The sequence below is a fragment of the Actinomadura monticuli genome (assembly GCF_041463655.1).
Taxonomy (GTDB): Bacteria; Actinomycetota; Actinomycetes; order Streptosporangiales; family Streptosporangiaceae; genus Spirillospora; species Spirillospora monticuli.
This window is the reverse complement of the sequence record NZ_JAXCEI010000005.1, coordinates 434106-457440: the sequence shown is the minus strand read 5'-3', so window position 1 is coordinate 457440 and position 23335 is coordinate 434106. Positions and strand designations below refer to the sequence as shown.

27 protein-coding genes are annotated in these 23335 nt (G+C 72.5%); 14 read left to right on the top strand and 13 right to left on the bottom strand.

All coding sequences use genetic code 11. From position 1 onward, the window contains the following. Positions 1–165: 165 nt before the first annotated feature. Both SM611_RS13935 and SM611_RS13930 read right to left on the bottom strand, forming a co-directional pair. The gene (locus SM611_RS13935) at positions 166–426 is read right to left on the bottom strand and encodes a DUF3039 domain-containing protein (protein ID WP_371949928.1); all 261 of its coding nucleotides are present in this window, start codon (positions 424–426) and stop codon (positions 166–168) included. A gap of 10 nt (positions 427–436) precedes the next feature. Continuing rightward, positions 437–1012: a YqgE/AlgH family protein gene (locus SM611_RS13930; RefSeq protein ID WP_371949927.1), complete on the bottom strand. Its 576-nt coding sequence runs from the start codon at positions 1010–1012 to the stop codon at positions 437–439. A 160-nt stretch (positions 1013–1172) separates the two neighbouring features. Between SM611_RS13930 and SM611_RS13925 the strand changes: the two genes are divergently transcribed. Then, entirely contained in the window at positions 1173–1796 is a 624-nt protein-coding gene (locus tag SM611_RS13925; RefSeq protein WP_371949926.1) for a hypothetical protein, read from the top strand. Between the two features lie 19 nt (positions 1797–1815). Here the strand turns inward: SM611_RS13925 and SM611_RS13920 are convergent, their stop codons facing one another. After that, on the bottom strand, positions 1816–3219 hold the full coding sequence (locus tag SM611_RS13920) for an NAD-dependent malic enzyme (protein WP_371949925.1): 1404 nt from the start codon (positions 3217–3219) through the stop codon (positions 1816–1818). 238 nt (positions 3220–3457) lie between these two features. Continuing rightward, positions 3458–4417 (bottom strand): tetratricopeptide repeat protein, encoded by a 960-nt coding sequence (locus SM611_RS13915; RefSeq protein WP_371949924.1) that lies wholly within the window; start codon positions 4415–4417, stop codon positions 3458–3460. A gap of 416 nt (positions 4418–4833) precedes the next feature. Between SM611_RS13915 and SM611_RS13910 the strand changes: the two genes are divergently transcribed. Both SM611_RS13910 and SM611_RS13905 read left to right on the top strand, forming a co-directional pair. Beyond that, entirely contained in the window at positions 4834–5718 is an 885-nt protein-coding gene (locus SM611_RS13910; RefSeq protein WP_371950043.1) for an ATP-binding cassette domain-containing protein, read from the top strand. Then, positions 5711–7024, top strand: coding sequence for a hypothetical protein (locus SM611_RS13905; protein WP_371949923.1), 1314 nt, complete (start codon positions 5711–5713; stop codon positions 7022–7024). The genes SM611_RS13910 and SM611_RS13905 overlap by 8 nt, the downstream gene beginning before the upstream one ends. Before the next feature lie 57 nt (positions 7025–7081). Here the strand turns inward: SM611_RS13905 and SM611_RS13900 are convergent, their stop codons facing one another. Next, the gene (locus tag SM611_RS13900) at positions 7082–7402 is read right to left on the bottom strand and encodes a DUF3817 domain-containing protein (protein ID WP_371949922.1); all 321 of its coding nucleotides are present in this window, start codon (positions 7400–7402) and stop codon (positions 7082–7084) included. Between the two features lie 131 nt (positions 7403–7533). Here SM611_RS13900 and SM611_RS13895 point away from each other — a divergent pair, with 131 nt between their 5' ends. Next, positions 7534–8226, top strand: coding sequence for a DUF4230 domain-containing protein (locus tag SM611_RS13895; protein ID WP_371949921.1), 693 nt, complete (start codon positions 7534–7536; stop codon positions 8224–8226). Between the two features lie 19 nt (positions 8227–8245). On the opposite strand, the gene SM611_RS13890 is transcribed toward SM611_RS13895, so the two are convergent. Further along, entirely contained in the window at positions 8246–9436 is a 1191-nt protein-coding gene (locus tag SM611_RS13890; protein WP_371949920.1) for an acetyl-CoA C-acetyltransferase, read from the bottom strand. Between the two features lie 107 nt (positions 9437–9543). On the opposite strand from SM611_RS13890, the gene mce reads away from it, so the two are divergent. The 3 genes from mce (at position 9544) to SM611_RS13875 (ending at position 13152) form a co-directional block, all read left to right on the top strand. Next, positions 9544–9978 (top strand): methylmalonyl-CoA epimerase, encoded by a 435-nt coding sequence (gene mce / locus SM611_RS13885; RefSeq protein WP_371949919.1) that lies wholly within the window; start codon positions 9544–9546, stop codon positions 9976–9978. 330 nt (positions 9979–10308) lie between these two features. Then, positions 10309–11622 (top strand): DivIVA domain-containing protein, encoded by a 1314-nt coding sequence (locus tag SM611_RS13880; protein WP_371949918.1) that lies wholly within the window; start codon positions 10309–10311, stop codon positions 11620–11622. A gap of 96 nt (positions 11623–11718) precedes the next feature. Next, complete coding sequence (locus SM611_RS13875) at positions 11719–13152, top strand: AI-2E family transporter (RefSeq protein ID WP_371949917.1); 1434 nt, start codon at positions 11719–11721, stop codon at positions 13150–13152. Positions 13153–13199: 47 nt separating this feature from the next. Here the strand turns inward: SM611_RS13875 and SM611_RS13870 are convergent, their stop codons facing one another. The 4 genes from SM611_RS13870 to SM611_RS13855 all read right to left on the bottom strand — a co-directional run bounded on the left by SM611_RS13870 (position 13200) and on the right by SM611_RS13855 (position 16829). Beyond that, a complete protein-coding gene (locus tag SM611_RS13870) occupies positions 13200–13991 on the bottom strand; it encodes an alpha/beta fold hydrolase (RefSeq protein ID WP_371949916.1) in 792 nt (263 codons plus the stop codon). Between the two features lie 62 nt (positions 13992–14053). After that, positions 14054–14788, bottom strand: a complete 735-nt coding sequence (locus SM611_RS13865; protein WP_371949915.1) for an alpha/beta hydrolase — start codon at positions 14786–14788, stop codon at positions 14054–14056. Positions 14789–14799: 11 nt separating this feature from the next. Then, positions 14800–15111: an Rv1322 family protein gene (locus SM611_RS13860; RefSeq protein ID WP_371949914.1), complete on the bottom strand. Its 312-nt coding sequence runs from the start codon at positions 15109–15111 to the stop codon at positions 14800–14802. A gap of 146 nt (positions 15112–15257) precedes the next feature. Then, the gene (locus SM611_RS13855) at positions 15258–16829 is read right to left on the bottom strand and encodes a 3-hydroxyacyl-CoA dehydrogenase family protein (protein WP_371949913.1); all 1572 of its coding nucleotides are present in this window, start codon (positions 16827–16829) and stop codon (positions 15258–15260) included. On the opposite strand from SM611_RS13855, the gene SM611_RS13850 reads away from it, so the two are divergent. Continuing rightward, entirely contained in the window at positions 16828–17868 is a 1041-nt protein-coding gene (locus tag SM611_RS13850) for an LLM class flavin-dependent oxidoreductase (protein ID WP_371949912.1), read from the top strand. The genes SM611_RS13855 and SM611_RS13850 overlap by 2 nt on opposite strands. 51 nt (positions 17869–17919) lie before the next feature. On the opposite strand, the gene SM611_RS13845 is transcribed toward SM611_RS13850, so the two are convergent. Both SM611_RS13845 and SM611_RS13840 read right to left on the bottom strand, forming a co-directional pair. Next, complete coding sequence (locus SM611_RS13845) at positions 17920–18306, bottom strand: SCO5389 family protein (RefSeq protein WP_371949911.1); 387 nt, start codon at positions 18304–18306, stop codon at positions 17920–17922. A 141-nt stretch (positions 18307–18447) separates the two neighbouring features. Next, the gene (locus SM611_RS13840) at positions 18448–18639 is read right to left on the bottom strand and encodes a hypothetical protein (protein WP_371949910.1); all 192 of its coding nucleotides are present in this window, start codon (positions 18637–18639) and stop codon (positions 18448–18450) included. A gap of 142 nt (positions 18640–18781) precedes the next feature. Here SM611_RS13840 and SM611_RS13835 point away from each other — a divergent pair, with 142 nt between their 5' ends. From SM611_RS13835 to SM611_RS13815, 5 genes are all read left to right on the top strand, one after another. Continuing rightward, positions 18782–18937 (top strand): hypothetical protein, encoded by a 156-nt coding sequence (locus SM611_RS13835; protein WP_371949909.1) that lies wholly within the window; start codon positions 18782–18784, stop codon positions 18935–18937. Positions 18938–18970: 33 nt separating this feature from the next. Next, on the top strand, positions 18971–19651 hold the full coding sequence (gene nucS / locus SM611_RS13830) for an endonuclease NucS (RefSeq protein ID WP_371949908.1): 681 nt from the start codon (positions 18971–18973) through the stop codon (positions 19649–19651). Between the two features lie 62 nt (positions 19652–19713). Then, entirely contained in the window at positions 19714–20121 is a 408-nt protein-coding gene (locus SM611_RS13825) for a DUF3224 domain-containing protein (protein ID WP_371949907.1), read from the top strand. 31 nt (positions 20122–20152) lie between these two features. Further along, a complete protein-coding gene (locus tag SM611_RS13820; RefSeq protein WP_371949906.1) occupies positions 20153–20734 on the top strand; it encodes a TetR/AcrR family transcriptional regulator in 582 nt (193 codons plus the stop codon). An 80-nt stretch (positions 20735–20814) separates the two neighbouring features. Continuing rightward, the gene (locus SM611_RS13815; RefSeq protein WP_371949905.1) at positions 20815–21636 is read left to right on the top strand and encodes a site-2 protease family protein; all 822 of its coding nucleotides are present in this window, start codon (positions 20815–20817) and stop codon (positions 21634–21636) included. A gap of 27 nt (positions 21637–21663) precedes the next feature. Here SM611_RS13815 and SM611_RS13810 read toward each other — a convergent pair whose 3' ends face one another. Then, positions 21664–21921, bottom strand: coding sequence for a hypothetical protein (locus SM611_RS13810; RefSeq protein ID WP_371949904.1), 258 nt, complete (start codon positions 21919–21921; stop codon positions 21664–21666). Between the two features lie 15 nt (positions 21922–21936). Between SM611_RS13810 and SM611_RS13805 the strand changes: the two genes are divergently transcribed. Next, positions 21937–23295: a carotenoid oxygenase family protein gene (locus SM611_RS13805; RefSeq protein WP_371949903.1), complete on the top strand. Its 1359-nt coding sequence runs from the start codon at positions 21937–21939 to the stop codon at positions 23293–23295. Positions 23296–23335: the final 40 nt, after the last annotated feature.

Sequence of the window (23335 nt, the reverse complement as noted above, 5' to 3'; positions counted from 1 at the left end):
ACAGTGCGCATAGCGAAACCCCGGCCAGCCGCCGCAATTCATCCCCCGTATGTCAGAAACCGCGTATGTCAGAAACCGCAGGCCCCGCGGCATGCCCCCGCCGCGGGACCCGATAGCGCGCAGCCCGGAATGGCGACGCGCCGCAAGCCGCCTCTCAGCGGCAGGTCACTCGTCGCCCTTGCCCGCCGGCTGCATGGATTCGTAGATCTCCTTGCACTCCGGGCAGACCGGGTACTTCTTCGGATCCCGGTTCGGCACCCAGACCTTGCCGCACAGCGCGATCACCGGCGTGCCGGTCACGGCACTCTCGGTGATCTTCTGCTTCTTCACGTAGTGGGCGAACCGCTCGTGGTCGCCGTCACCGTGCGAGAGGTCCGGCCGGACGTCCTGCTGGGTGTCGCTCTCAGGAAGGATCTTCGTACTCACGTCGTTCACCTTAGTTCAGCGTGGGGTCCTCGGGGAAAGTGGAGACGAACGCCAGATCGCCGCCCTGCCTGCGCAGGACGTTCCGCCACAGCCGGTCCGGGTCGGAGGCGAACACGTCCCCGGCCTCGGCGGGCACGAGGTACCAGGAGCCGTCCTCGACCTCGCCGCGCAGCTGCCCGGCCGACCAGCCCGCGTATCCGGCGAACACCCGCAGTTGCAGCAGCTCGGCCGCCAGCAGTCCGGGCGGGGCCTCCAGGTCGACGACGCCTACCCGCGCGACCTCCGTCCCGCCGTCGAGGGCCCGCCAGCCGAGCGGCTCGTCCTCGCCGGGGAGGCGGGCCAGCGCGAGCGCGTGCTCCAGCGCCACGGGGCCGCCCTGGAAGACCACGGCGGGCCCGGTGGCGAGCTCGGCCCAGGGCGGGAGGACGCGGTCCACGGGAATCTCGGTCGGCCGGTTGAGGACAACTCCCAGCGTGCCGCCGCCGATGTCGTGCTCGACCAGCAGGACGACGCTCCGCCGAAAGTTCGGATCCTCCAGCTGAGGGGTCGCCACCAGCAGGAGCCCCACCCTGATGCCGTCTTCCATGGGTTCCATCATGCGTTGTGCGGACCTCCGGCGGCACGTCCCCCCGCTCGTTAGCCTGTTACGCATTCCTATCGATGGGGATATCGGCACCACAAGGTCCTGGGTTAAGAATGATCTAGGATCATCGGCCACCCGCTTGGTGCGCGCCGGGAGGACAGCGATGCAGTTGCCCAGGGTCGTCATCGCCGCCGTGTTCATCGTGATCGGAGCGCTGATCGCGATCCCGGCCTTGTTCAGGTCGGACGGGCGCGCCGAACCGACCTCCGCCACGACCTCGGCGAGCCCCGGCCCGTCCGGCTCGGCCACCCCCACCCGGTCCGGGACGCCGAAGCCGCCGACGCCGCCGGTGACCGCGAGCATCGGGTCGGTCTCCTGCCCGGAGCGCACCGTCAACGTGAAGATCCGCAACACCGGGACGCAGACCGAGGACTTCTCCATCGAGCGGGACGACGGCGGCGCCGCGATCCCCGGCCAGATCCGGCCGAACAACACCCGCACGATCTCGGTCAAGCTCCGCGAGGACCGCCGCACCGACCTCGCCGTCACCTGGGCCAACAAGCGCATCGAGGCCAAGACGGTGAAGGCGAACTGCACGAAGGCGGGCACCGGGGCGCCGACCGAGACGCCGCCGAGCAACCTGCCGCACACCGGCCCCGACACCGTCCTGTGGGCGCGGGCCGCGACCGGCGTCGGCATCATCCTCACCGGCGTGATCATCTTCTGGTACGGCGGCGTCTGGCCGCGCCGCCGCGAGCACATGTTCGCCGGCAAGAAGGGCGACTAGGGCGCGGGACGCGCCCCCGCTACGCCTCGGTGCGGGGGCGGCCGCCGGCGGCCTCGCGGACGGCGCCGGCGACGCGGGTCGCCACGTCCGGGTGGAAGACGCTCGGCACGATGTAGTTGGGGCCGATCTCCTCCGGGGTGACGACCTCGGAGAGCGCCGTCGCGGCGGCGGCCAGCATGTCGAGGGTGACGCCGTCGGCCTGGGCGTCCAGCAGGCCGCGGAACACGCCGGGGAAGGCCAGCACGTTGTTGATCTGGTTGGGGTAGTCGCTGCGGCCGGTGGCGACGACGGCGGCGTGCTCGCGGGCCTCGTCCGGCGACACCTCGGGCTCGGGGTTGGCGAGCGCGAACACGATCGCGCCGTCGTTCATCGTGGCGATGTCGTCGCCGGTCAGGATGCCGGGGGCGGAGACGCCGATGAACACGTCGGCGTCCTTGACCGCGCCGCGCAGGTCGCCCGCGTAGCCGGCCGCGTTGGTGTGCTCGGCGATCCAGCGGAGCGAGTCGTCCAGGTCGTCGCGGCCCTTGTGGACGGCGCCGCGGTAGTCGCACACGACGAGCTCGCGGGCGCCCGCGTGCATCAGCAGCTTCAGGATCGCCGTCCCGGCGGCGCCCGCGCCCGCCATCGTGATGCGGACGGAGCCGATGTCCTTGCCGACGACGCGCAGCGCGTTCGTCAGCGCGGCCAGGACGCAGATCGCCGTGCCGTGCTGGTCGTCGTGGAAGACGGGGATGTCGAGCAGCTCGCGCAGCCGGGCCTCGACCTCGAAGCAGCGCGGGGCGGAGATGTCCTCCAGGTTGATGCCGCCGAACGCGGGGGCCAGGATCTGGACGGTCCGGACGATCTCGTCCGTGTCCTGCGTGTCGAGGCAGATCGGCCACGCGTCGATCCCGGCGAACCGCTTGAACAGCGCCGCCTTGCCCTCCATGACCGGCAGCGCGGCCTCCGGGCCGATGTTGCCGAGGCCGAGCACCGCCGACCCGTCGGTGACGACGGCGACGCTGTTGCGCTTGATCGTCAGCCGCCGGACGTCCTCGGGGTTGCGGGCGATGGCGAGGGAGACGCGGGCGACGCCCGGCGTGTAGGCCATCGAGAGCTCGTCGCGGTTGCGCAGCGGTACCTTCGACTGCATCTCGATCTTGCCGCCGAGGTGCATCAGGAAGGTCCGGTCGCTGACCTTGTGGATCTTGACGGACTCGATGCCCTCCAGCGCCCCCGCGATCGCCTCGGCGTGCTGGGTGTCGCGGGTCGCGATCGTGACGTCGATGCGCAGCGTCTCGTGGCCGGCGGTGTTGACGTCGAGGGCCGTGACGATGCCGCCGGCGTTCTCGACCACGTGGGTGATCTGGCTGACGGCCCTGCCGCCGGCCGGGACCTCCAGCCGGACGGTGATGGAGTACGACACGCTCGGCACGCTCGCCACGACGGATGCTCCCTTGTCGATCCGGGTTGTTCTCGCTCCCGCGCGCCGCCCGTGGACCGCGGGCACGGGAGCCCTCATGACGGCGACATGAGGGTGCGGAGCCGCGGATCGGCGGGGTCGACCTCGTTGACGTGCATCACCTAGGCCGTCCGGGCACGGTCATCTTCATCGAGCATACGCTCACCGCCGCGGCCGGGTGTCCCGATCGCCCCGCCTCGTCCCGCGAGAACGACGCCGGTCAGAAGAGGGCGGACTGCAGGGCGCGGCGCGCCCTGCCGACGCGCGGGTCGTCCGGCGGCAGCAGCTCGAACAGCGACAGCAGGTGCTTGCGCGCCGCGTCGCGGTCGTCGCCCGCGCTGCCGCGCACGGCGGCCAGCAGCCGGTCGAACGCGGCGTCGATGCGCCCGGACACCATCTCCACGTCGGCCGCGCTGATCTGCGCCCGGACGTCGCCGGGCTTGGCGTCGGCGTCCTCGACGGCGCCGGCGTCCAGCGTCCCGACGCGCAGGCTCAGCTCGACCAGCGCGAGGCCCTGCTTGGCCTGGGCGTCCCTCGGGTCGTCGGCGAGGATCCGCTCGAACGCGGACTTGGCGGCGGGCAGGTCGCCGCGCTGCAGCGCGTCCTCGGCGGCGGCGTACACGGGGTCGGCGGCGGGCGCCGCCCCGACCTCGCCCGCCGCGCCGGGCTGCTCGCCCTGCGGCGCGTCCGGCAGGATGCCCTCCTTGCGCAGCGCGTCGAAGAGCTGGCCGATGGCCTCGCGCACCTGCGGCTCGGGCGCCGCGCCGTTCAGGAACGGCAGCAGCTGCCCGGCGACGACGGCCGCCACGAACGGGATGCCGCGCACGCCCATCTGCTGCATGTACGCGGCGAGCTGCGGGTTCGCGTCGATGTCGACCTTCGCGAGGACCCACGCGCCGGCCGCCTCTGCGGCGAGCTTCTCCAGGATGGGGCCGAGCTGCTTGCACGGCCCGCACCACTCGGCCCAGAAGTCGACGAGGACGGGGACGGACTGCGACCGCTCCACGACCTCGGCGTTGAAGGTCTCGTCGGTGACGTCCACGACGTACTGGCCGGCGGCCCCGCCCGCGCCCGCCGGCGCGGCGGCCGCCTGGGCGCGGCGTTCCTGCTGCTTGCGTGTGGCCGCCTGGCGCGCCCCCAGGTCGATGGCCCCGTGCAACGAAAAGTCCCGAGAAGGCATGGGTCCATCCTGCCCCATGACCGCACCGTGCCGTGCCCCCGTACGCTCCCAGCGGAGCGCGCCGCCGGCGCCGGACGCCCGGCAGGCCCCACCACGCACGACAAACCGCGAATTGTCCGCCTTTCTCGAATTCTCACCTTCGGCGCGGTAGGCAAAGAATCCAGGCGTGCTGCCGTAAAGGCAATAAGATTGCTGACAGCGATCACCAAGCCCGGTTATAGTCACGATGTCGATGCATCGCGGCTCGGCAAAAGCGGCCGGCGCCCGCCGAACGGCGGCCCGGTCCGGCGGGCACCGCGTGGCGGGTTGGGGGACCCGGGGCCACCGCGGCGTCCGCGCCGGCACCGCGACCGCATGACGAGCAACGGGGGGAAACACTTGTGATCGCGGAGCATTCCGTGATCGTGGCCCGAGGAATGGGTGTCCGCCGCGGGGGGCGGTGGCTCCTGCGCCCGGTGACCTTCGGCGTGCCCGAAGGCGTGGTCGGCCTGGCCGGTCCACCTGGTGCCGGTAAATCCACTCTGCTGGCCACGTTCGCGACCTTGCGCAGGCCGAATGCCGGCCTGCTGCGCATTCTCGGACATGACATATCCAACGCCGCCGGGCTGCGGGCCGCGCGGGCCGGGATCGGCTACCTGCCGGCCCGGTTCTCCCAGGCGGAGAGCATGACGGCCGGCGAGTTCGTCGCGTACGCGGCGTACTACAAGCGGATGAGCGCGTCCGCGGCGCGCTCCATGCTGCGGCGGCTCGACCTCGCCGACGCCGCCGGGACGGAACTGGCGCTGCTGCCGCCCGACGTCCGGCTGCGCGCGGGCCTCGCCGCCGCCTGCGTCCACGAGCCGACCGTGCTGCTCCTGGACGACCCGTTCGGCGACCTGTGCGCCGCCGCCGAGCCGTGGCCCACCGGCGCGGCCGGCCCCGGCGGGTCCACGCTGACCGCCGCGATGGCGGAGCTGTTCCCGGTGCTGCGGACGCTGGCGCCGGCGGTGGTCGTCACCGCCGACGCCACCGACACCCTCACCGGCTGGTGCGACCGGCTCTTCACGCTCGCCCGGGGCCGGCTGACCGAGCAGCCGACGCACTCCGCCGGCGCGCGGCGGGGCCGGTCCGCCGCCGACCGGCGCGGCGCCGACGCCCCGGGCCGGCAGGACGCGCCGCAGCCGCAGGCCGTCAACGCGCTGCGGCGCCGGCCCGCCCGGCCCGCCCGGCCGGCGCTGCCCCAGCTCCAGCTGCCGCAGCTCGCCGGTCTCGCGGGCCTGCGGGTCAGGCGGCCGCCCGCCGGGAGCACCACCGGTGTCTGACCTCGGGCGGGTGCTCCGGCTGGACGCCCGCCGCACGGCACTGCTGGTCGCCGTGCCCGTCCTCACCGTGGTCGGGACGGCGGCCGCGCTTCCGACGCTCTGCCTCTCCGCCGCGTACTGGGACAACACGGTCGCCACGCTGGTCAACGCCGTCCGCTTCCTCGGGCCGGTCGCCACCGCGCTGGCGGCGTGGGCGGCGGTGCGCGAGCGCCCCCTCGACTACCTGCGCGACCTCACCGCGCGCTCCCCCGCCACGGGCGTCCTGCTCGACCTCCTCCTGCTGTCCTCCGCGGTGCTGGTCTCCTACGCCGTCGTCACGGCGCTCGTCGTCGCCGTCACGCTGGCGCAGGCGGAGGCCGGCCACCCGCATCCGCTCGGCGTGATCGCGGGCGCGGGCGCGCTCGTCCTGCACGTCGTCGTGGGCTACCTGATGGGCCGCGTCGTCCCGCACCGCGCGACGGCGGCGCTGGCGTTCGGCGCGACGTCGATGTGGGCGGCCCTGCGCATCCCCGGCGTGTCGTGGTGGAGCCTGCTGCCCCCGGCCGCCTTCACCCGCATCGACCTGTTCAGCGCCCTGCGCCCGCGGGTGTTCGCCGACCAGGCGCTCTGGACGGCCGGGCTGACGGTCGCGCTGATCCTCGGCTACGTGCTGTGGGCCACGCGGCGGCTCCTGCTCGTCCTGCCGCTGGCCGCCGCGCTCGGCGCGACCGGCACCGCCACGCTGGGCCTGCACGAGTCGGGCGCCGGGACGGTCCGGGCCGCCCCCGCGCGGCCCGTCTGCCGGCAGTGGCCGGTGGTCGTCTGCGTGCACCCGGCGCTGCGGGACGCGCTGCCCCGGCTGACGGCGGCGGTCGTCCCGCTCGCCGCGCGGCTGAACGGCACGCCCGGCGCGTTCACGGAGGTGCGGCAGCAGCCGGAGTGGGCTCCGGTCTCGGTCGCGGGCGGGGTCGCCTCCGTCCACCTCGACGAGAACCTCTCCCCCGGGTACGAGGCGCGGGCCGTCCGGCAGATCAGCGACGCGCTCAAGGACTCCGCCGCCTGCGCGGGCGACTCCGCCGGCTACCGGGCGCTGGTGGACGCGTGGCTCCTCGGCGACGATCCCCCGTCGATCGGCGACGCCGACGCGGCCCGCCGGTTCGCGGCGCTGACCGAGAGCCGGCGCCGCGCCTGGCTGGGCCGCCACTTCACCGCGTACCGCACCTGCACCCTCGGCCCCGGCGACTTCCGCCCGGCGCCCGCGAAGAAGCACCGCGGTGTCGGCGAGTCGCGCCGCCGGGCGCCGGAGCCCGCGAGCTCCCCCGCGTGAAGGCTCCCCTGCGTGGCCGCGGCGGCCACCCCCAGCCGGCCGCGGCCACGCAGGAACTCAGGCCCGTCCGGCCGGCTGCGGCTGCGGCTCGGCGGCGGGCGTCGCGGGCCGGGTCCAGTACCGCTCCACGAGGAACGGGGCCACCGGCAGGAAGGCGGCGCCGAGCGCCGGGACCGTGCGCTTGAAGCCCCAGCCGAGCTGCTCGCGGACGAGGAAGACCAGGCCGACGTAGGCCATGAACAGGACTCCGTGCAGCGGCCCGACCACCTGAACGCCGGCCGGCATGTCCGCGCCGTACTTCAGCGGCATCGCCACCAGCAGCAGGAGCAGGAACGAGACCGCCTCGGCGACGGAGACGAGCCGGAAAACACGAATCATGTCCACGCCCCCACAACGGACCGTCCCCACCTGGGGTTTCGGCTCGCCCTATGGCCTTGATCACACCGGGGCCCACACCGACCTCACCGGTCCGGCAGGTATTGGACGCGGATGCCGGGAATGTCATGGGCATGGCTCGCTCCGAACCGAAGAACGACGCGCCCCCCACGCCGTCCCGCCCCGCCCGGCGCGGCCTGCTCACCCCCGTCCTGCTGGTCATCGCGACCATCGCCCTGGTGCTGGTGGCGCAGCAGGCGCTGCACGGGCTGCCGGGCTGGCTGAACCCGTTCGGCACGGAGACCAAGGACCGCAGCGGGCCCGTCCTGCTGAAGTCGATCCGCGACCTGCACCGCTACGAGGCGGCGAGCGGCAGCTTCCAGGTCATCGTGGACCTGGAGAAGGACGCCAAGTTCCTGCCCGGCTCGCTGCGCGGCAAGCGGACCCTCTTCGTCGGCAACGGCACCGTCGACGCGTACGTGGACTTCTCCAAGCTCGCCTCCGGCGCCGTCAAGGTGAACCAGGACCGGACGTCCGCGACGATCACGCTCCCGCGCGCCGAGCTGGAGAAGACCAACCTGGACCCGAAGTCCAGCTACGTCTACGCCACCGAGCGCGGCCTCATCGACCGCTTCGGCGACTTCTTCAGCAGCAACCCGAACAACCAGCAGCAGCTCTACGTCCTGGCGTCCCAGAAGATCCAGACCGCCGCGCAGCAGAGCGGCCTGAAGGAACGCGCGGACGCCAACACGAAGTCGATGCTAGAGAACATGCTCAAGGCCCTGGGCTTCAAGACCGTCACCATCCAGCAGTCCAGCGCCCAGTGAGCCGGTGAGCCGGTGACCGCTAGGCGGTGGGGACGCGCAGGATCAGCGCGTCTCCCTGGCCGCCGCCGCCGCACAGGGCGGCGGCGCCGGTGCCGCCGCCGCGGCGCTTCAGCTCGTAGGCGAGGTGCAGCGCGATGCGGGCGCCGGACATGCCGACCGGGTGGCCGAGCGCGATGGCGCCGCCGTTGACGTTGACCTTCTCCGGGCCGACGCCGAGGTCGCGCATCGACTGGAGGCCGACGGACGCGAACGCCTCGTTGATCTCGATGAGGTCGAGGTCGTCGACGGTCAGGCCGTCCTTGCCGAGGGCGTGCCGGATCGCGTTGGACGGCTGCGACTGGAGCGAGTTGTCGGGGCCGGCGACGTTGCCGTGCGCGCCGATCTCGGCGAGCCAGCCGAGGCCCAGCTCCTCGGCCTTGGTCTTGGACATCACGACGACGGCCGCGGCGCCGTCGGAGATCTGCGAGGACGAGCCGGCGGTGATCGTGCCGTCCTTGCTGAACGCGGGGCGCAGCCGGGCGAGGCCCTCGGCGGTGGTGTCGGCGCGCACGCCCTCGTCCTTGGCGAACACGATCGGGTCGCCCTTGCGCTGCGGGATCTCGACCGGCGCGATCTCCTCGTCGAACACGCCGTTCTTGATGGCGGTGGCGGCGCGCTGGTGGGAGCGGGCGGAGAACTCGTCCTGGTCCTCGCGGGAGATGCCGAGCCTGGCGTTGTGGTGCTCGGTCGACTCGCCCATCGCGATGCCGTCGAACGCGTCGGTGAGGGCGTCGTAGGCCATGTGGTCGAGGACCTCGATGGAGCCGTACTTGTAGCCGCCGCGCGACTTCGGCAGCAGGTGCGGCGCCTGGGTCATCGACTCCATGCCGCCCGCCACGACGATGTCGAACTCGCCGGCCCGGATGAGCTGGTCGGCGAGCGCGATCGCGTCGAGCCCGGACAGGCACACCTTGTTGATCGTGATGGACGGGACGTTCATCGGGATGCCCGCCTTGACCGCCGCCTGCCGGGACGGGATCTGGCCCGCGCCCGCCTGGAGCACCTGGCCGAGGATCACGTACTGCACCTGGTCGCCGGACACGCCGGCCCGCTCCAGCGCCGCCTTGATCGCGTGCGCGCCGAGGTCGGCCGCGGAGAAGTCCTTGAGCGAGCCCATCAGGCGCCCGATGGGGGTGCGCGCACCTGCGACGATCACGGACGTTGCGGTCATGTGGGGGCCCTCCCGATGGTGCTGCGGCGACGTTTGCCACCATACCCAGGGCGACGTCGTTCGGTTCCGTTCGCCCCCGCCTGGCCGCCGGAGTAGGGAGAAAGCCCATGCTGACCCGTATCGACCACATCGGCATCGCCTGTCATGACCTGGAGGCGACGGTCGAGTTCTACAAGGCGACCTACGGTTTCACCGACGCGCACTTCGAGGTGAACGAGGAGCAGGGCGTCCGGGAGTGCATGCTCAAGATCAATGAGACGGGGGACGGCGCGGCGAGCTACCTGCAGCTTATCGAGCCGATCCGGGACGACTCGGCCGTCGCCAAGTGGCTGGCGAAGAACGGCGAGGGCGTCCACCACATCGCGTTCGGGACGGACGGGACGGTCGTCGGCGAGGCGGCGGGGATCGCGGGCAAGGGCGTGCGGGTCCTGTACGACGCGCCGCGCAACGGATCCATGGGATCGTTGATCAACTTTTTGCACCCCAAGGACTGCCACGGCGTGCTGACCGAACTCGTGCAGAAGCGCCGGGACACGGAATGATCTTGCGGGCCGGGCGCGGCGCGGGCGCGACCGGATCGTGACGTGTTCGATATCACGGTCGCGGGCGGCGGGGCCTTGACCGCCGCTCTGTGACCGTTCAGACACATCTGGTGCATTTGCACCGCCGGTACCTGGGCAGCCTTGACCCGCCCGAACACGGCAACAAACCGGACATTCCACGCAGCGCGTCAAGATGAGCCCCCAACACGGCAGTGTCCGGAGTACGCTTCGTTTCGCCGGAAGAGGTCTGGGGCTCCGCGCCCGTTCATGTCAGGCGATCAACCGGTCCCCGGAACCACCCGTAGCCCCGTCACATCAGGATTGAGCCACATGCAGTCCGACATCGACGCCCAGCTCAGCAACTTCTTTGAAGACACGCCCCCGCGCGAGTTCGACGTGGTGCTTCGCGGCTACGACCGGCACCAGGTCGACGAGCACATCAAGCAGCTCGACAACGAGGTGCGGCAGACCCGCGAGCAGACCCAGGCCCTGCAGCGGGAGCTGTCGGACGCCCATCGTCAGCTCCAGGAGCAGGAACGTCCCACCTACTCCGGTCTCGGCGCCCGCATCGAGCAGCTGCTGCGGCTCGCCGAGGAGCAGGCGACCGAGCTGGTCCAGGCGGCCCGCTCGGAGGCGAACGAGATCAAGGCCGCGGCCAAGGTCGACGCCGCCGAGCAGCGCGCCAACGCCGAGAACGACGCCGCCGAACTGCGCGCCAACGCCCAGCGCGAGGGCGACGACATGCGCAACGCGGCCGAGCGCGAGGCCGAGGAGGTGCGCACCTCCGCCCACCGCGAGGCCGACGAGCTGACCTCGACCACCGAGCGCGAGGTCGCGAAGCTCCGCGCCACCGCCGACCACGAGGTCGCCGAGAAGCGGGCCGGCGCCGAGCGCGAGATCGCCAAGCTGCGCACCACCACCGAGCGCGAGGTCGCGCAGCTGCGCGCGTCCACCAAGCGCGAGCGCGACGAGATCCTCACCACGGCCAAGCGCCAGGCCGACGAGATGCGCGCGCAGGCGCAGCGCATCCTGGAGGAGAGCGAGGCCCAGCGCGCCCAGGCCGAGGCCGAGTTCGAGATCCAGCTCGCCGCCCGCCGCGAGGAGGCCGACCGGCAGGACGCCGAGCGGCACTCCGCCGCGCAGGCCGCCACGCAGAAGCTCGTCGCCGAGGCCGAGCAGCGCGCCGCGTCCGCCGAGCAGCGCGCCGGGAAGGCGACCCAGCAGGCCGAGCAGACCCGGCGCGAGGCCGACTCGCACGCCAAGCAGCTCATGGCCAACGCGCGCAAGAACTCCGACAACGTGATCGCCGAAGCGAAGGCGCAGGCCGAGCAGCTGCTCGCCGAGACCAAGTCCGAGGCCGACCGCGTCCGGACCCAGGCGCAGCGCCAGGTCGACGAGCTCACCCGGCAGCGCGACAGCATCACCAGCCACCTCAACCAGCTGCGCCAGCTCATCGGCGGCGTCGCGCCGTCGATGGGCGGCGAGCCCGAGCTGGCCGCGGCCCCGGAGAAGGCCGCGATCCCGGCCGCCGAGCCGAAGCCCGCCCCGGCCCAGCCGAAGCAGCAGCCGGCGGCGGCGAAGGCCGCACCGGCCAAGCCGGCCCAGAAGTCCGAAGAGGACGACGAGGACTGGTGGCAGGAGTGAGTTCCTGAGATCGGCGTCGAGGAAAGCCTAGAGGCGGTGAAACGCCTCTAGGCTTTCCTTCGTCTCAGACAGAGACTGCGACACGAGGAGAGCGGCGTGCCCGACGAGACCTCCCGCGAGGACGGACCGGAGGCGGTACCCGGCCCCGGACGGCCCGCGGGCGACCCTGCGGTCCCCGCTCCCACCCCGCCCGCCGACGACCGCGACACCGTCGGCGACCAGGGCGGCGACCAGGGCGGCGACCAGGGCGGCGCCCGAGGCGGCGCGGCCGGCGGCGAAGGCGAGAGCGTCGCCCCGAGCGGTGCGCTGCGCCCCGAAGAGACGGACGAGCCCGTGGGGGAACGCGACCCGGCGACCGGCGCCCCGGTCACCCTTCCGGCGGCGTCCGCCGAGCAGGCGCCGCCCGTCCCCGGTGCGCCCGACCCGGCGCACGACGTCGAGCAGCGCCGCCGCGAAGCGGGCGTCGACCACCGGTTCCCGTTCGGCCGGCCGGGGGAGCCGCTCGGCCGCGCCCACCCGTTCGTGTTCGGGTTCACCGCCGCGCTCGGCGTCATCACCGCGTGGATGCTGGTGAAGGCCGCCACGAACGCCAAGTCCGTCATCGTGATGATCGTCGTCGCGATGTTCCTCGCGGTCGGGCTCAACCCGGCGGTGGAGCGGCTGCGCAAGTTCGGGTTCCCGCGCGGCGCCGCCGTCGCGACGGTGTTCCTGCTGGTGATCCTGTTCTTCGCGGGGTTCGTCGCGTCGCTCGTCCAGCCGGTGTCCGAGCAGGTCACCGAGCTGCGGCACAACATCCCCGAATACGTCACGCAGCTGCAGAACAACAAGACGCTCGCCGACTGGGACAAGCGCTACGGGCTGCTCGATCGCGCCCAGAAGGCGGTGTCCGGCGAGGACTTCCAGAAGACCCTCACCGACACCGCCACCGGCATCGGCAAGGTCGCGGTCAACGGCATCTTCCAGACGATCACGATCCTGATCCTGACGCTGTACTTCCTCAGCTCGCTGCCGCAGATCAAGACGTTCTCCTACCAGCTCGCGCCGCGCTCGCGGCGGGCCCGCGTCGCCCTGCTCGGCGACGAGATCCTCGACCGGATCGGCGGCTACGTCGCCGGGCAGTTCACGATCGCGTTCATCGCGGGCGTCAGCTCGTACGTCTTCCTGTCGATCCTCGGGGTGAAGTACGCGCTCGCGCTGGCGCTGATCGTCGCGGTGACCGACCTGATCCCGCTCATCGGCGCGACGATCGGCGCGGTCGTGGTGTGCCTGGTCGCTTTCCTCACCGGGACCACCACCGACCTCATCGTCTGCGTGATCTTCTATGTGGTCTACCAGCAGGTCGAGAACTACCTCGTCTACCCGCGCGTCATGAAGCGGACGGTCGACGTGCAGCCCGCGGTGACGATCGTCGCGGCGCTCGTCGGGGCGGCGCTGCTGGGCGTGGTCGGCGCGCTGCTGGCGATCCCGACGGCGGCGGCGATCTCGCTGCTGATCCGGGAGGTCGCCATGCCGCGCCAGGAGACCCTGTAGCCGGACGGCGCGGGGCCGCTCAACGGGCGCGGCTCAACGGGCGCGGCTCAGCGGGCGGTCCGGGCGAGCGCGGCGGCGAACTCCGCCACCGCCTGGTTGAACAGGTCGGGCTGCTCGACCGCACACAGGTGCCCGGCGCGCGGGATGACCAGCAGCTCGGCGTTCGGCAGCGCGTCCGCCATCGCACGGGCCTCGGCCTCGGTGGCCAGGGCGTCCTCGTCCCCGATCATGACGAGGGCGGGCGCGCGCAGGCCGCGGAGCGTGTCGAAGGCGTCCGGGCGTGCGGCCATGGCGCGCTGCGCCCACGCGGCGGCGTGCGGCGGCGTCGCCTGGACGAGCCCGCGCACCCGCCCGTAGATCAGGGCGCGCTGCCGGTAGGTGGTGGGCCCGACGAGGCCGGGCAGCACCTCGTCCACCAGGACCTGCGGGCTGCGGTCGCGTTCGAGCCGCTCGGCCTGCCGGAGCCGGTTCCGCCGGACGGGCTCGGTGTCGGCGGCGGCGCGGGTGGCGGCGAGCACGAGGCCGAGCACCAGGTCGGGGTGGCGGCGGCACAGCGCCATCGCGACGTAGCCGCCCATGGACAGCCCGCCGACGACGGCGCGCTGCACGCCCGCGCTCCGGAACATGCGGGCGACGTCGTCGGCCATCGCGTCGACCGACGGCTCGTCGTCGCCGAGTACCGAGCCGCCGAAGCCGCGCAGGTCGGGGGTGATGACGCGGAACCGTCCCGCGAGGCCCTCGCGCTGGGCCAGCCACATCGCCGAGGACAGCGGGAACGCGTGCAGCAGGACGAGCGGCGTGCCGGAACCGACATCCCTGGCGTACAGCTGCACCGTCATTGGGCCATGGTTACCCGCTCGCGCGGCCCTGTGACGGGAGTGGCCGCGATCGGCCGCGAGGTTTATCTGTCCGCTTCGTCCCATTCGGCGGGGAGCGGGTAGGCGGCCGGCGCGACACGCTTGACGATCTCGTTCAGGACGATCCGGACATACGGCTCGCCCACCCAGAGGTGCTTGGCGTTGTCCACCGCGACCACCTCGGCCTGCGGGACGCGCTTGAACCGCTCCCGCGCCTCCGCCGGGCGCAGGTAGTCGTCGAACTCGGGCACGAGCGCCACCACGGGACGCCCGTCGGCGCCCCACGCGTCCAGGTCGGCGTCCCCGGCCCGCTTCAGCGGCGGCGACAGCAGGATCACGCCCTCGACCAGCGGGTCCCGGCCCCACCGCAGCGCCAGTTCGGTGCCGAACGACCAGCCGAGGAGCCACGGCCGCGGCAGGTCGTGGTACTCGGTGTACTCCAGCGCCGCGGCCACGTCGAACCGCTCGGTCTCCCCCTCGCCGAACTCGCCCTGACTCGTCCCGCGCGCCGACGTCGTCCCCCGGGTGTTGAACCGCAGGACGGCCAGGTCGGCGAGCGCGGGCAGCCGGTAGGACGCCTTGCGCAGGACATGGCTGTCCATCATGCCCTCGGCCGTGGGCAGCGGATGCAGGCAGACCAGCGTCGCCACCGGCGGCCGCTCCAGCGGCAGCGCCAGCTCCCCGACCAGCTCCAGCCCGTCCGACGTGTGCAGCGTGATCTCCTCGCGCCGCGCCGGCAGCACCGTCGCCGCCCTGATCTCCGCCCTGCTCTCCGCCATATGGCCCTCCTTCAGTAACGGGGTGCGTTGCGGCTGCGCTGGACGCGGGGCGAACGCCTGCCCCGTGCCTGCCAGCAGGGACGATGCCAGTGCCGCCGGTCGTCGCCGTCGTCCCCGGCCCGCCAGGCGACGACGTGCGGGACCCCCGGCGGGATCTCCTGGTCGCATCCCGGGCACCGGTACGCCTTGGTCGCGGCGGCCCCGGCGATCGGCCGGACGATCCACTCGCCGTCCGGACCCTCCTCGGTCTCCTGAGCCCACGCCCCGCCGCCGCCCGCGGGGGGACGTCCGGTATAGGCACGGCGATTCTTCCGGGGGCTCATGCTCCAAGAATATTCAACGAGCGGAGCTCGTCCTTTGAATGGCGGTGGGCGGGGGCTGGAGGACGGGCGCCGAGCGAAGCTCGTCTGTTGGATGGCGGTGGGTGGGGGCTGGAGGACGGGCGCCGAGCGAAGCTCGTCCGGCGGCGTCAGCGGAGGGGGCTGCCGGCGGTCACGTGCTCGACGAGGAGCGGGGTCGGGGACAGCGCGGGTTCGCGAATCTCGGCGTGCAGGGCGCGCAGGACCGCGACGGCCCGCGGCAGGCCGAGCCGGTCGAGGTCGGCGATCGGGCCGGTCGGGTAGCCGCAGCCGAGCGTCATCGCGGCGTCGATCGAGTCGGCGTCGGCGTATCCGGCGCCGAGCATGGCGGCGGCGTCGTTCAGGTACGGGAAGCGCAGCGCGTCCACGATGAACCCGGCACGGTCGCGGCACCGGACGACGGTGAGGCCGAGCCGGGCGAGGAGGTCCGCGGCGCGGTCGGCGACGTCCGGGCCGGTCGCGACGGTGGCGGCGATCTCGGCGAGCGTGCCGGCCGGGTCGGGCAGGTGCAGCCCGACGACGTCGGCGGGACGTCCGGTGGCCATCGCCTGCTCGATCACCGAGCCGCCGGCGGACGTGACGGCGAGCACCGCGTCCGGCTTGGCGGCCTGCGCGGCGGCCGACAGCAGCGCGCGGGCGGCCTCGGCGTCCTCCGTCGCCTCGATGACGAGGTCGCAGCCGGCGAGGTCGGCGGCGGAGTCGCGGACCTGGACGCCCGCGCCGTCGCACAGCGCGGCGAGCGCGTCGGCGAGCGGGCCGACGCCGACGATGCCGACGACCGGGAGCGGGCCGTCCGCCGGCTCGGGCGCGGCTCCCGGCGAGGTGTCGTAGGAGTAGAAGCCGCGGCCGGTCTTGCGGCCGAGCAGCCCGGCGGTGACGAGTTCGCGCAGCACCGGGGAGGCGGCGTGCCGGCGGTCGCGCGACTCGGCGTAGATCGCGTCCAGCACCTCCAGGCAGGTGTCGAGGCCGATCAGGTCCATGAGGGTGAACGGGCCCATCGGCAGGCCGGCGCCCGCCTTCATCGCGGTGTCGATGTCGTCGCGGGTCGCGTGCCCGGACTCCAGCATGCCGGCGGCCTGGTTCAGGTAGCCGAACAGCAGCCGGTTGGCGACGAACCCGGCGCGGTCGCCGATCGTGACGGGCGTCTTGCCGAGGCCCGTCACCAGGCCGGCGACGCGGGCGACGGCGTCCGGCTCGGTCAGCACGGTGGCGATGACCTCGACCAGCTTCATCACCGGCGCCGGGTTGAAGAAGTGCACGCCGACGATCTTGGTGGGGCGGCCGGTGGTGACCGCGATGTCGGTGACCGACAGCGACGAGGTGTTGGTGGCGAGGACGGCGTCGTCGCGGCACACCCGGTCGAGTTCGGCGAACACCTTGCGCTTCAGGTCGAGCCGCTCGGGGACGGCCTCGATGACCAGGTCGCAGTCGCCGAGGTCGGCGAAGTCGGTGGACAGCGTCACCCGGCCGAGGATCTCCCGCTGCGCGTCCTCGGTGAGCCTGCCGCGCTTGACGGCCCGTCCGGTCGAGCCTTCCAGGTGCCCGCGCCCGCGCTCCAGCGCGTCCTGGTTCACCTCGATGCCGACGACCGCGAGGCCGCCGCGCGCCAGCACCTCGGCGATGCCCGCGCCCATCGTGCCCAGTCCGACGACCCCGACCCTGCTGAACGAACCCTCAGTCATGCTCCGCAGTCTTGCAGAGGGCTCGCGCCCACCGGTTGCCGGGTACGACGGGGACGTGCGCCTAGGAATCTTCCTCTTGACCACCCGATTTCCGGGGCAGGACGACGCCGCCGCCGTGTCCCGTACCGTTGAGGCCGCCGTCGCCGCCGAACGCGCCGGGTTCGACGACGTCTGGCTGGCCGAGCACCATTTCATGTCGTACGGGGTCGTCCCGTCCGCGACGCTGATGGCCGGGCATCTTCTCGCCGTCACCTCGCGGATCCATGTCGGGACGGCGGTGAGCGTCCTGTCCACGCAGCACCCGGTGGCGCTCGCCGAGCAGGCGGCGCTGCTGTCCCTGCTCTCCGGCGGACGTTTCCACCTGGGCGTCGGGCGCGGCGGGCCGTGGCGGGACCTGGAGGTCTTCGGCACGGGCGTCCCCCGCTACGAACACGGCTTCGCCGAATCCCTGGACCTTCTCCTTACCTCTCTGCGTGATGACCGTGTCTCCTGGGAGGGGGAACACTTCCGCTTCCGCGAGGTGCCGATCGTCCCGCGCGCGCTCGTCCCGCCATCGGTCACGGTGGCGTGCACGTCGCCCGCCACCGAGAGGCTCGCCGCCGAACGCGGCCTGCCGATGCTGCTCGGCATGCACGTGGACGCAGGCGAGAAGGCCGCCGCCGTCGCCCGCCACGGCGACCCCGCGCTCCCGCACGTCTCGACGCATGTGGCCCAGGTGGCCGACACCCGCGAGCAGGCGGTCACGACCCTCATGACGGAGATGCCCCGCTGGCTGGCCCCCGGCCTGGACGGCTACGTCGCCGTGGACGACCGTCCACGGCCGTCCCCCGATCCCGTCGGCTACACGCGCCGCATGTGCGGCATCCACCCCGTCGGCTCGCCGGACGACTGCGTCGAGTCACTCCTGACCACGGTCGAGAAGACGGGCATCACGCACCTGATCCTGCTGGTCGAGGCCGCCGGCTCCCGCGAGGCCGCCCTGGAGAACATCGCCCGCCTGGGAGCCGACGTCCTCCCTCGGCTCCGCGCCGCCAGCTGAGCGCGCGGCGCGCCGGGGGCCGGCGCGCCGCGCGGGGTCGGGACGGTCGGGTCAGCAGTCGCGGAGTTCGGGAGACTGGTTGAGGATCTGTTCGCGGGCCGTCACGAACGTCCGGTGGGCGGGGGTGTCGCCGGCCGGGAAGACGGCGACGCGGTGGCAGTTCTGGAAGGCCAGCTTCACGCCGAAGTAGCGCTCCAGCGCGTCCCGCATGGCGTCGCTCGCGAGGACGCGGAGCAGCTGGCCGCGGGACTGCTCGTCCGGCGGGGGCGTGAGGTTGTCGGCGAAGTCGCCGCCGTCCACCTGGAGCCGGGCCACCAGCCCGCTGATCATGTCCCACGCGTACGGGAGGGAGGTCCTGATGCACTCGACGAAGGCCGCGTCACCGACCTCGCCCTTCTGCGCCGTCTCAAGCAGTTCCGGAGTCACGTCGAGAGACATGCGGGGGGTCCTTTCGCCGATGGAGGATGAACACCCACCCGCCGACGCTAATCACGGCGTCCGGAGAATTCCAGGCTTGACAAAGGTTTTCATTCCGCTATGCGCCGCCCCCGGCCGGTCCCGCCCGGCCGGGGGCTCGCGTCATCGGGCCGGCGCCGCTCCGTGCCGCCGCGGGCGGCGCGCGGCGCGCCGGACGGCGAACCGCTCGGCGCGGTCGGCCCAGAACTCGCGGGCCCGGCGCGCCGTCCCGGCGTCCCGCTCGGCCGCGGCCCGCGCCCGCAGCTCGCGGCTCCGCTCGGTCATGATCGACTGCATGATGTCGTGGTGGAACACGGCCCCTCCCGAGTGCTCCGGGCCGTTCGGCACGGCCCGACATCCAAAACACTCGTCCTAAGGACCCCGCCCCCGCATCGGCAGCACGCCTTATCTGACCGTCTCCGGCGTCTTAGGCGCACCCGTCCGCCATGATCGCGGCATGAGCGAACCGCCGGCGGGGCTGGACGACATCGGCTGGGCGGGGCTCGACCACGCCTACGGCTCGGCGGAGGACGTGCCCGACCTGGAGATCCTCGGCGTCTGGGGCGTGCCCGCCGATCACGACGAGTGCCGCCGGTATGCCGGTCTCGCCTGAAGCGGGGGTGACGCCGCACTAAGGTGAGGCAGCGTGCGTCTCGTTATCGCCCGCTGCAGCGTCGACTACGCCGGCAAGCTCACCGCCCACCTGCCGATGGCCCCCCGCCTGATCCTGATCAAGGCGGACGGAAGCGTGAGCATCCATGCCGACGACCGCGCCTACAAGCCCCTCAACTGGATGAACCCGCCCTGCTCGCTGCGCGAGGAGAGCTACGAGGAGAACGGCGCCGTCGCGCGCTGGACGGTCACGCACGGCAAGTCGGGCGAGCGGCTCATCCTCACCATCGAGGAGATCGTGCACGACACCAGCCACGAGCTGGGCATCGACCCGGGCCTGCAGAAGGACGGCGTGGAGGCGCACCTCCAGGAGTTGCTCGCCGAGCACATCACCACGCTGGGGGACGGGTACACGCTGATCCGCCGCGAGTTCCCCACCGCGATCGGCCCGGTCGACATCCTGTGCCGGGACTCCGACAGCGCCACGGTCGCCATCGAGATCAAGCGGCGCGGCGAGATCGACGGGGTCGAGCAGCTGACCAGGTACCTGGAGCTGCTCAACCGCGACCCGCACCTCGCGCCCGTCCGCGGCGTGTTCGCGGCGCAGGAGATCAAGCCGCAGGCCCGCGTCCTCGCCACCGACCGCGGCATCGACTGCGTCACCCTCGACTACGACGCGCTGCGCGGCATCGAGCACGAGGGCACCCTCTTCTAGCCCGTCCCGCCCCGCTCCCCGCCCTGTTCCGTCCTGTCGGACGTGACGTGCATCATGGCGGGATGACCTTCCAAGCGAGCGGCAGCTTCGACATCGAGGCGTGGGACGCCGAGAAGCCCTACGAGGAGCAGGACGGCACCAAGCTGACCCGCGTGCACGTCGGGAAGCAGTTCCACGGCGACCTCGTCGGGACGAGCAGCACCGAGCTGATCACGGTGGAGACGGCCGCCGGGCCCGCCGCCTACGTGGGCGTCGAACGCGTCCAGGGCATCCTGCACGGGCGCGAGGGCACGTTCGTCCTGCAGCACAGCGCGGGCAGCGAGGACGGGACGCCCGACACCCAGTGGCTGCGGTGGCTGATCGTCCCCACCTCCGGGACGGGCGAGCTGGCGGGCATCCGGGGCTTCGGCCAGATCACCGTCGCCGACGACGGCTCGCACACCTGGACGCTGGAGTACACGTTGGACTGAGGGCCCGCGGGCGGCCGGTAATGTTCGGGTCATGCCGGTCACCACCGACACCACGCGCGAACGGATCATCGACGCGGCCGAAGAGTGCTTCGGCCGCTTCGGCGTCGCCAAGACGACGGTCGAGGACATCGCGGCCGCCGCGAAGCTGTCCCGCGCGACGGTGTACCGGAGCGTCACCGGCGGGCGGGACGAGCTGATCCTCGCCGTCGTGGTCCGCGACCTGCTCCGGTTCCTGGACCGGCTCGCCGAGCGGCTGCGCCGGGAGCGGTCGGTGCCGGAGGCGATCGTCGAGGGCACCCTGGACGCGGTCGAGTACGTCCGCAGCGAGCCGACCATCGCGCACTTCCTCGTCCCGGAGGCGGCCGGGCACATGCAGGCGGCGGTGGCGGGGGCGGCCGAGCACGTGCTCGCGCTGTGCTGCGACTACGTCCGGCCCTACTTCGAGCAGGCGCAGCGGCAGCGGACCCTGCGCGCCGACATCGACGTGGAGGGGACGGTCGAGTTCCTCTTCCGCATCATCACCTCGCTGATCGTGATGGACCGGGACCGGGACGCCGACGGGCTGCGCAGCTTCCTGCGCACCTATGTCGTTCCGGTCATCGCGGCACCGTGACTCCGGCGAGCAGGTAGTTTCCGTAGGAAGATCAGGCAGGACGGGCGCCCGGACGCGGCGCGGCGAGAGGGGCCGGAGCTATGAACGGGACTGCGCACGAGGCGCGAGGGAGTTCGGCCGTCCGGCCGAGCCCGGTGTTCCTCGCGATCGTGGCGGCGACCGTGCTGTGCGGCCTGATCGCCTGGCGGTACGGGACGATCCTGGAGACCCCCGGACGGACCGCGCTGTTCGGGTTCGTGCTCGCGGCGTGGGTGCTGTCGCTGTCGCTGCACGAGTTCGGGCACGCCTACATGGCCTACCGGTCGGGCGACCACAGCGTCGTCGCCAAGGGCTACCTCACGCTGAATCCGCTGAAGTACTCCGACATTCTGATGAGCTTCCTCATCCCGGTGGTGTTCATCGTCCTCGGCGGCATCGGCCTGCCCGGCGGCGCCGTCTGGATCGAGCGGCACCGGATCCAGGGCCGGCTGCGGCACAGCCTGATCTCGGCGGCGGGGCCGCTGTCGAACGCGCTGTTCGCCGTCATGCTGGCGGTGATCTTCAAGAACTTCGCCGACAAGGACCACGCGCTCTTCTGGTCCGGGCTGGCGTTCCTGGCGTTCCTCCAGGTCACGGCCACGGTCCTGAACCTGCTGCCGATCCCCGGGCTGGACGGGTTCGGGATCATCGAGCCGTACCTGCCGCGCCGCCTGGTCCAGCAGGTGAGCCCGTACGGCGGCTACGCCTTCCTCATCCTGATCGCCCTGCTGTGGCTGGGCCCGATCAACGAGGGCTTCTTCAACGTCATCTTCCACATCACGGACGCGCTGGGGCTGGGCGAGTTCCCGTTCCCGGTGAGCGCCGCGGTCGACAACTTCCCGATCGAGATGGGCCGCTACCTGTTCCTGCCCTGGCAGAAGTGACGCCTCGGGGCGACGGCGGCGCCGCGCTCAGCGGCGCTCGTCGATCGTCCTGATCTCCCGCATGGCCCAGTCGAACCAGTCGCGGCGCATGGCCATGTAGCGCTTGCCGTACTCGATGGCGAGCCGTCCGTAGACGGAGAGGTCGTCGTCGCCCCAGTCGACGTTCTTCTCCAGCTCCTTCAGGTCGTCGAGACCGCCCGCCACCCCGGGATCGCGCGGAAGCGCCACCTCCCCGAACCCGGCCGGACGGTCGCCGCCGCCCGGCCGTCCTCCCGCTGACCTCACGAAAGGACCACCGCGATGAGCGAGAACGCCGCCGGCACCGCCGCCTGGATGGACGGCCACCTGGCGCCCGTCCCCGACGAGACCGACGCCTACAACCTGCGCGTCACCGGCACCCTGCCGGACGCGCTGACCGGACGCTACTTCCGCAACGGCCCGAACCCCAGACCTGGCGGGCCGAGCCGGCACTGGTTCGCCGGGCACGGGATGATCCACGGCGTCCGGCTGCGGGACGGCCGCGCCGAGTGGTACCGCAACCGCTGGGTCCGCACGGACGCGCTCACCGAGGGGAGGCCGTTCGTCCGCGACGACCTCACCTTCGACCGGCGCGCCGTTCAGGCCAACACGCACGTCGTCCCGCACGCGGGGAAGATCTGGGCGCTGGTGGAGGTCGGCTTCCCCTACGAGGTGACGCCGGAGCTCGAGACCGTCGGCCCGTGCGACTTCGGCGGGCGGCTGACCACCGCGATGACCGCGCACCCGAAGGAGGACCCGGTCACCGGCGACCTGCTGTTCTTCGGCTACGGCGTGTTCCCGCCCTACCTCACCTTCCACCGGCTGTCCGCGGACGGGACGCTGGTCGAGAGCCGCGAGATCGAGGTGCCCGGCCCGACGATGATGCACGACTTCGCGATCACCGCGAACCATGTCGTCTGGCTCGACCTGCCGGTGGTGTTCGACCTGGACCTGGCGCTGTCCGGGACGTCCGGCATGCCCTACCGGTGGGACGACGGGTACGGGGCGCGGCTCGGCGTGATGCCGCGGGACGGGTCCGCCGGCGTCACCTGGTTCGACGTCGACCCCTGCTACGTGTTCCATGTCGGCAACGCGCACGAGGACGCCGCCGGGCGGGTCGTGCTGGACGCGGCGCGCTACCGTCCCGGGAACTTCGCCGCCCTCTGGGGCGGGATCGGCGGCGCCACCGACCCCGCGGCCGAGGCGGCGCGGTCGGAGAGCGCCCACCTGCACCGCTGGATCCTGGACCCCGCCAAGGGGAGGGCGACCGAGGAGCAGCTCGACGACCGGAACGTGGAGTTCCCCACCCACGACGACGCCCGGACGGGCCTGGAGCACCGCTACCTCTACACCGTCGCCGGGACCTCGATCGTGAAGTACGACCTGCGCGGGGCGCCGTCCGCGTACGACCGCAAGCCCGGGGCGCACGTCGGCGAGGCGGTGTTCGTGCCCGCGCCGGGCGCCCGCGCGGAGGACGAGGGCTGGCTGCTGTCGATCGTCTCCGCAGACTCCGGCACGGGCACCGAGCTGCTGGTCCTGGACGCCTCCGACCTGTCGCACACCGCGACCGTCCATCTGCCGCGGCGCGTTCCGGCCGGTTTTCACGGGAGCTGGATCCCAGACTCCCCGCCGGCGGCTTAGGGTGGTTTACTAGCCGGTACCAGACGCAAGTATTCACTTA